General features: G+C 71.2%; 1 pseudogene. It reads right to left on the reverse strand.

The features are described 5' to 3' along the window. Positions 1-868 (reverse strand): annotated as a pseudogene (locus NZN28_RS14465) (O-antigen polymerase); the annotation flags it as partial. Positions 869-1,022 lie beyond the last annotated feature (154 nt).

The raw sequence follows: 1,022 nt of genomic DNA on the forward strand, positions 1-1,022 counted from the left end.
TCAGGGCCTGGGCTAGGCGGCCCAGCAGCTCGGGCTCCGCCAGGGCCACTCCGGCCAGCAGCCCCCCCGCGCCCAGGGCCAACCAGCGGTAGCGCCCCAGGCTCCACCCCCAGGCGGCGCCCAGGAGCAGCAGGGCCCAGAAGGCCGTGCGGCTTCCGGAAAGCCAGAGCGTTGCCGCGGCCACCGCCAGCGCCACCCCGCCCAGCCGCCGCCCACCCAGGGCCCAGACCAGGCCAGCGGCCGCCACCGCCCCGTGGCCCAGGAAGTTGGGCTGGGGGGTGAGGCCGGCCGCCCGCGCGCCTGGACCCGCCTCGAGCCACTGCCAGCCCGCGTAGCCCAGGTGGGCCAGCATCCCGAGCAGCACCCCCCAGGCCACCACAGAGGGCGGCACCACCCGGAGCAGCCAGACCCCAGCCTGCAAGACCAAAAACCCAAGCAGGGCCGCGCCTACCCACCACCCCAGGCGCCACTCGAGCCCTTTGAGGCCGGTGGGGCCCATCCGGTAGGGCGAGGGGGTGGTGCCCTCCTCCAGCTGGGGCCAGCCCACCTCCAGGTAGGTGTAGTCTCCCCCCTCGTTGAGGAAGTCGATGGCCCGCACTGCCCCATCCCCTTCCTGGGCGGTGTAGCTGGCCCAGACCCGCCACACCCCGGGGGCCACCAGCTCCTTTTGCGTGGGCACCGGGTGGTGCCCCCTCTGGGTGAAGAAGGTGATCCTAAGCTGGGCCTCGCGGCCATCGTGGCGCAGGTAAAAGCTCTGGGTGTAGGTCTTGCCGGGCTCGAGGGGGTACCATCTATCGGTGAGGAACTCCCTGAACTCGCGCCCGCTGCTTGGGTTGTGGCGGGGGATGCGCCAGAAGCCCTCCTCCACAGGCTGGGCACCCCTGTGACCACCATCCTCGTGATTCCAGCCAAGCAGGTCGTAGAGGTAGGGGCCAACAGGGTTGACTTGAGTGGCTGGCGCTCTTGGTGCGATGTAGGAGGGTGGTTCCAACCCGGGCGCAAAGCCCGTGTAGGAGAGCCAC

Origin of the sequence: Meiothermus sp. (assembly GCF_025056915.1) — a bacterium.
GTDB lineage: Bacteria > Deinococcota > Deinococci > Deinococcales > Thermaceae > Meiothermus.